Annotated in this window: 6 protein-coding genes and 1 pseudogene; 3 read left to right on the forward strand and 4 right to left on the reverse strand. The window is 48.6% G+C overall.

The annotated features are described in order from the left end of the window. Nucleotides 1–151: 151 nt before the first annotated feature. The 3 genes from G7Y43_RS09790 (at nt 152) to G7Y43_RS09800 (ending at nt 2,545) form a co-directional block, all read left to right on the forward strand. A complete protein-coding gene (locus tag G7Y43_RS09790) occupies nt 152–712 on the forward strand; it encodes a hypothetical protein (protein ID WP_165046230.1) in 561 nt (186 codons plus the stop codon). Nucleotides 713–1,134: 422 nt separating this feature from the next. Beyond that, nucleotides 1,135–1,887, forward strand: coding sequence for a hypothetical protein (locus G7Y43_RS09795; protein WP_165046231.1), 753 nt, complete (start codon nt 1,135–1,137; stop codon nt 1,885–1,887). A 1-nt stretch (nt 1,888) separates the two neighbouring features. Then, complete coding sequence (locus G7Y43_RS09800; RefSeq protein ID WP_165046232.1) at nt 1,889–2,545, forward strand: hypothetical protein; 657 nt, start codon at nt 1,889–1,891, stop codon at nt 2,543–2,545. Between the two features lie 391 nt (nt 2,546–2,936). On the opposite strand, the gene G7Y43_RS09810 is transcribed toward G7Y43_RS09800, so the two are convergent. The 4 genes and pseudogenes from G7Y43_RS09810 to G7Y43_RS09825 all read right to left on the reverse strand — a co-directional run. Further along, on the reverse strand, nt 2,937–4,247 hold the full coding sequence (locus G7Y43_RS09810) for an ISL3 family transposase (protein WP_370514690.1): 1,311 nt from the start codon (nt 4,245–4,247) through the stop codon (nt 2,937–2,939). A 1,030-nt stretch (nt 4,248–5,277) separates the two neighbouring features. Then, nucleotides 5,278–5,535 (reverse strand): hypothetical protein, encoded by a 258-nt coding sequence (locus G7Y43_RS10870; protein ID WP_206215126.1) that lies wholly within the window; start codon nt 5,533–5,535, stop codon nt 5,278–5,280. 1 nt (nt 5,536) lies between these two features. Further along, a complete protein-coding gene (locus G7Y43_RS09820; protein ID WP_370514692.1) occupies nt 5,537–5,851 on the reverse strand; it encodes an RloB domain-containing protein in 315 nt (104 codons plus the stop codon). Between the two features lie 21 nt (nt 5,852–5,872). Further along, nucleotides 5,873–6,244: pseudogene (locus G7Y43_RS09825) on the reverse strand (hypothetical protein); the annotation flags it as partial.

Consider the following 6,244-nt stretch of genomic DNA (forward strand, 5'->3'; position numbering starts at 1 on the left):
GAATAACGGGTAAGTCTTAATTCGTGTGGGAAAAACAGCTAAATCTAATGTCTGAACAGGTAAAACAAAGAGAATCTAACCCCGAGTTGTCACTTGGGAGCAAAAAGAGGGCACACCAACCCAAGCCCTCCATAGAGTAGCTTCAAAAAAGATGACCAAAAGCCAAAAAACCGATTATGAAGTGTGTCCTACACCACTGATTGATGTTACGCAATCGCTGCGCATTGCCTGCACGTTTGCGCTTGACGGCACTTCGGTGAGCGACACCCCTGTCGTTTATATGATAGGAATGCCGTATGCTACAGGTCCTATAACATTTGACGCGAATGATGAACTCTACCTTATGCGGCTTCTTAGTCTGATGCCACCGATTGCCGAGCGTCCATTTTTCCAAGAAGGGTTTTTGGTTGGATCAGAGTTTCCTCGCCGTGATCTTGTTAGGTTGAGTGAATCAGACTTGGCATGTCGTTTGGTTTTCAAGTTTCAGCTTGCAGGAGACAAGAAGGGCTGGGAGCAAGAACTTGGCAAGATAGACAGAAGTACTGTGTATCCAAAGGATGCTTTCTCCGAGATATCGGAGCGTATAAGGTCGAAGCTTGTTAACGATGGTCTACTGCCTTCGGAAGACAGGTATGCGATGTGTTCTGACTTCAGAAAAGGGTCACTTAATGAATTGTTCCCGTTCATTATATTCCTTAATGAGACTCGCTAGAGTGACGCGACGGCTCGTCTTGCGGCAGTTCACGAAGGGTTTGTCTGTCGGTTCCTCTTACCCGTCATTGGCAAAGCGACAACAGATTCAGAAAAGCTGACTATATTAGGGAGTGTCGAATGATAGTATATGATAGCAATGAAAAAGAGAGGGTGCTTTTATGGTGACTAAAGAGCGGATCGACTGTGTGTTGTATAGTCTTGCTGGATGCACGCTTGACGAATTGGACTCTCTTTCCCCGCATCAGCTTAGGGTTTTCGAAGACGAGGTCAGAACGAGCCGTAGCGGCCATACTGAGGGTGTTTCTCCTGCGGTTCAAGGTCGTGGGAATCCGCTTGTTGTCTCTAAGAGGGGCATTACATCATCTGCCTGCACATCTGAATATGAACAGTATGCTTCTATAGGCTAGTTTTCATACAAGCATGTCAGAGAATCGAATCAATGGGGATACGTCGTTGCCCAAAGAGCAATTGATTGATTTGTGCTCAGAGTTTAATTCGCTGAAGCCCTACTTTTCTGCTGTGGAGTTCATTGCAGACCAGCCTAGTGTTGATGCAATAAGAAATGAAATACGCGCAATCGTGACTCATTTTGGCAGATGCGTGTATCATGAACGATTATGCAAAACCGATAAAGCAAGAAGAATTGACTTCAGCGTATATGATGAGAATTGCAGAGGATGCGATGATTATGAAGTCGAGAGCAATATTGCGAAAGCGGAACGCCATCTGAAACGATGCAAACTGGATTGCTTTAAAGCATTGTGTGTAGAGCTCGACATCAGAACAAGCGATTTGTTATCCGATCTTGAAGAAAAATGCTCTTTAATTCATGTATGTGATGGCATGTATGCGGTAGAGGTTATTACGGCAAAAGAGAAAGCCGTCGAATATTTCACTGCGGCAAAAATATGTGATGCCGAAGGTGGAGAGGATGAAGTGGTATCGTCGGCTTACGGTAAGGCGTTTGAAAAATATAGCCTGTTTTATGAATTGCTTGTAGATCCAGATGCAGCTGTCGATAGTGATGCGTGCAGAGATGCGCAAGGCAAACGAATATTGATTTCGCGTGAGATTGAAAGGCTTGCGGAATCGGAAACCGCTGTAAGCATTGCAAGAAAGTCTGCCAAGGCATTCCGTGCTTCGTTGAGAGCTTTAACTAAGCTGGTGGATTGATATGGAAAAACGGGATATTGTTTTCGGGGATAAAGAAGATTCTCTTTTGAGTGAATATATGGAGACGGTCGTCCCTCTTTTTGTCGATACGGAAATATTGTTTGTATCGGTGCCGTCGGATACTTTGCGCGAGATTGATATATTTTTTGAAAACTTCGCGCAACTTGTGGGTGCGCCCGCTTCGAAAAGAAATGATTATGAATTATTGTGCAAGAAATCGCTAGCGTTAGCTCGTTTTCACTGCCATAAGCTACTAGCTGTGGAATACGCCAAGAAAGAAGAGCATTACGTTGCGCAGTTCAGTCTTGAATGCCGTCTTCGGTCTGATCATGGCAAGTTCTGTAGACGCTTGAGCGATGGGCGCGCCAGACGCAAAGAAGCGATGTCAAAAGCGATAAAAATGGAGAAAGAAGAGCGCGAACGCCTTACGGCTCAAAACACTAGACTTTCCGATATCTTCAAGTCGCCAGATGAGTTTGATGATGGACTTACTGCCGAGAATCAAGATGTTCGTGAGGCGTTTTCGGATGCTTATGATGCGGCCAGAAGTGTCTACATGTATGTTTTGAATTCTGTACCAAGCCTTAGAAAAAACCAGTGTGGAAAAGACGGAAGCCTTGCGGAGGCTCTTGTCGGAGCGGTTATGGCCAGCGAGTGAGATCAAGGGATGGTTGTCTCTTGCTTTGCGGGGTTTTTCCTTAGGAGAGTATGCCGCTCTCGTTTCTGCGGGTTGTCTGGCTCTCGAGGATGCGTTTCCGTTGATTCAGCTTCGGGCAGATGCTATGCAGTCTGCCGTGCCTGTTGGGCAAGGTGCCATGGCTGCTGCGGGGTAAGTCTTAATTCGTGTGGGAAAAACAGCTAAATCTAATGTCTGACCAGGTAAAACAAAGAGAATCTAACCTCAAGTTGTCACTTGGGGGCAAAAAGAGGGCACACTAATCCAAGCCCTCCATAGAGTAGCTTCAAAAAAGATGACCAAAAGCCAAAAAATCGAATATGTTACGACCTGTGTGGGGGAGACCTTGAGCCCATCGCATGTGACCTATTCGCTAGTTAGTACCCTCCTTTCTCTTGTCGCTTCTTGTAAACAGCGGGATGGGCTTGTTGGGTTCTCGTTTGTGTCCAAGTACCAACAAACAACGGCGTCTCAAAGCCCCAAAGCTCATAAAGCCACGGCACGTGCGAATGATGTCTTTGATCTGTCGGTTCAAACTTTCTGCAATTGCGTTTGTACGCCCGTATTCCCAGGCGTTCAAAATGTAGGTCTTACGTCTGCTTATGGTGTTAGACACAGAGCGCATCTCAGGTACATCAGTGCGCCGAGCGATAGATATCCATCGCTTCAAAACGGTTTCCATATCGTCTCGACTTTCAAAGGTTGTATCAGACCATTCGAAGAAAAGCTGGAGGGCAAGATAGGCTCGTTTCAGATCATCTGCCCCGATAGACTCAAGGGCACATCTTACGCATTCACGTTCTTTTTGCCGTTTGAGCATGTCTTTTCTGGTGAGCATGAGCTTGGCGGCCTTGCGCAAGATACGTCTTTGCTCTTTGTGGTCTATGTCATCTTCAATTGTACGAGTGAGCCGACGTCGTACATCATCAACAGCTTCTGTTACAAGCTTTGCTACATGAAATTTATCAGCGTAGATTACCGCACCAGGAAAATACTTTTCTGCAAGGCTAATGTAGGAACCGTTCAGGTCACACGATATGGTTGCCACCGCATCTCGCTCGCCTTTTGTGAAGCTTTCCAGGTACGCTGTGACGGTTTTAGGATCATCTCCTGCAAGCATATCAACAAGGGTCTTTTTATCGGCATCATAGATACAGCTTGCCATATGAGGCTCACCTTTTCTGATTGCAATCCTTTTAGGAAACGCTTTAACCTCATCAATACAGAGGTTGTGTGGCAAGTAGTGCTTGGGCATTTGTGCATTTGCTTCTATCTTGGCGAGGATGTTTTTAGAAGCACCGGTTATGCGCTCAAGTTCAGCGATGGTTTTGCCTTTGCCCAGTTCATCCAAAACAAACGCTTCCAGGCGAGTGCTTGCGTGAGGTGTGAGTCGGCAGAGAAGTGGCTGGTCTTCTGTAAAGGTCTTACCACACATCGGGCATCTAAAACGTCTCTTCTTAAGAGCGATAAGACAAGGCTTTCCTGCGTAAGGTGCGTGATAGACCGTAGCGGTTGTAGCGCTGTGGGCATGTGTTTTACACCTACACTCAGGACAGCGTATCTCTTGGGCGATGCGAGTGACCTTAACAGAGGTGTGTGTTTCCACATCACGTATGTCATCTACCCGATAGGTGCTCCCATCAATGCCGATAAGCTCTGCACTTCTTCTCACTATGACCACCACCTATCCCACGCATCGCGTGCAATGCCACACCAGCCAGGGCAGGGTATATCGGTGTCATCTGAGTTTGCACAGCCACCGCGTGCACACTTTTTGTATAAGAGCATAAGAACAAGCACATCTTTGGTGCTGAGTTTCTCCTCTTCAAATGCTCGCAAAGCAGCCTGCTCATCACGGGCAAGCTTTCCTGTCTTTGATTCGGCATTCCCGGTTTTTGCAGCATCACGTGCTTTGCACTGTGCGTCATATACTTCAAGTGCTCTACACCACCCGGGACACTCCTTCATACCAGGAGATGCCTTTGAGAGCCGTGTATACACACACCCATACTTGCCACACTGCCCTACAAGCAGTCGTATTACTTCTGCATCTATCGAGTTTCCTTGTCCTGACAAAAGGCGCTCAATCGCTCTTTGTTCAGATGCACTTGGCTTAGGTTCTGATACGCGTCTTCTATATTCCATGACAACCCCCTCTCAGAAAGAGATGACATCGAGGTCTGTCGTGGCAACTTCAGACACATCCATTGCTTCAAGGTGTGCGAGCAACGCACAGAAGCCTGGGCATCCAAGTTCGTTTGCGGGGATATACCAGCTGTCTTTATACAGGTCACTAACGCAGCGGCCTGAGTTAAGACAACGGTCGCAAAGTCTGTCGAGTGCTCGTATACCCAGCCGCCTGAATGGCCGGTTAAGCGAGAGTCTAATCGCTATGCGCTCGTATAGACGCGAGCTCACTCCTACGGTGGTATTGCCTGTGTTCTCCATTTCTACCTTGCTTTCCGAGGGTACGGGCTACCATAGGGGTCTTGGGGGAGGTGGACTCTCTCCCAAGACCCCAAACAAAACTGCGGACGGGCAAGGCATCCCGCCCCTCTATTCGTTGAATAATGACGCCCGTCCAGCTTTTCAGACTGTAAGGCTTGGGGGCATGGGCAGACTCACAAAATGGCCCACCACGCAAAAACAGGCGGAAAACATGTGGGTAGGCACAAGAGGATGAAAACTGTGCAAAATACCACACGAATTAGCGGTTACCCGTTACCCTTGTACACGCCTCCCACAGGTTGGTACTGGTCTTTAATGCGATTCCCTCTGATGAGAAGGTATTTCCCGCCAACTTTAATCCTGAAAAGGTACGCGGCGCTCACGCGGATGGGCTTATTACACCTGATCACTGCCTGAGCCCAGAGCTTCAACCTCTTACGATTAGTCCAAACGGTGCCAAATACAAAGCCGATAAATGCAGCAATGAGACTGCAGGTAATGTTGAAAAAGGCAGACCCGATCACCTCAGTCCTTCTTTCCCTCGATCAGCCTGCTGATAAGCAGGAACGCGTCGGTTATACCGGGCGCGGGGAGCGCATCCTGGCAGCAGGTTCTCTTCTTTTTAGCGTTCTCGATCGCCATCTTCACCTGGTCGAGCGTAAACTGGGTCGCGGGAACCCGCTTCGCATAGCGCCCCCAATGCCGCTTCAGAGCCGCATCAACTTTCTGCGGAGTGGTGCAGCCCTTGCCCTGTTCGTAGTGCATCACCAAGAAAAGCTCGAACTTCGGGTTGCTGATCGCTAGGTGGTGCCTCGGGTCGGAATCCGACCAGGCGAGCAGCTCGGCGAATTCGGTATCGTCTCACGTGTCCACATCGACAACGATCCACGCCTCATCCCCCTTGCGGAAGTCCTCCGTGCGCATGGCCTTCTGGAATCGCTTGAGCACTTGCCTCGGGTTCCGGCGGTCGGGATGGATATCCTTCGGAAACCGTACAGACACGTTCGCTCCTTTGAATACCGCCATGCCCAGGTAGTCCTTCTCGGTCTGACCCTCGGCGGAAACCCAGCACACGTCTCTGTACTCCCGCGTGCCGGCTTTTCGTCTTAGCGCCATGTGAGAAACCCACAGGCTATGCCTGTGGTGCGGTAGACGGTTAAACCGTACCGCTGACATGAGAATCAGAAAAAGGCTTTCCTGTCCTATGATGGGCCTGCGATGGTCCAGATCGCA

Origin of the sequence: Adlercreutzia sp. ZJ138, from assembly GCF_011038935.1 — a bacterium.
In the GTDB taxonomy this organism is placed as follows: domain Bacteria; phylum Actinomycetota; class Coriobacteriia; order Coriobacteriales; family Eggerthellaceae; genus ZJ141.